Annotated in this window: 1 protein-coding gene; it reads right to left on the bottom strand. The window is 39.7% G+C overall.

The window, feature by feature from the left end; translation table 11 throughout:
- Window positions 1–527: outer membrane beta-barrel protein (locus F1379_RS29610; RefSeq protein ID WP_150276056.1), on the bottom strand; the 527-nt coding region annotated here is incomplete at both ends.

Raw genomic sequence — 527 nt, forward strand, 5'->3', positions numbered from 1 at the left:
GCTACAGCGCCTTGACCGAAACGGTATGATAAACCTGCTGTTACAGAGTGGATATCAGGAGCATATTGGAAGTCCACATCTTGTGTGCCTGAACGAACTAATGCTTTATTTAAGTTACCCGCTTTGTTTAAGTATTGGTATTCAACACGTGCCGCTAATTCAGGAAGAATTGCGTACTCAACACCTGCACCTAAAATAGTTGATGCTTTTAATTTGTGGAATTTTGTTGTTGATTCGTTAGTGTTTTCCGCACCATATTTTTTATAGTCATTACGAACAACCGCAATACCTACTTTACCGTAAACGTCTAAGTCAGGTAATACTTCGTAGCTTGGTTTTAACGCTAAGTTTAAACCGTGAGCAGAGTGTTTAACTGTACGGAATTCATCTACGTTACCACGTACGCGACCGTAGTAGTCATAGCCTAATTCAGCTGCTAAACCGAAGTTATTTTGGTTTAAAATTTGGTAACCGCCGAATACGCCGTAAGTTACTGAATTACGGTTGATACCATACTTACGTGTTTT

The sequence above is a fragment of the Paenibacillus tepidiphilus genome (genome assembly GCF_008635795.1).
Taxonomy (GTDB): domain Bacteria; phylum Bacillota; class Bacilli; order Paenibacillales; family Paenibacillaceae; genus Paenibacillus_AQ; species Paenibacillus_AQ tepidiphilus.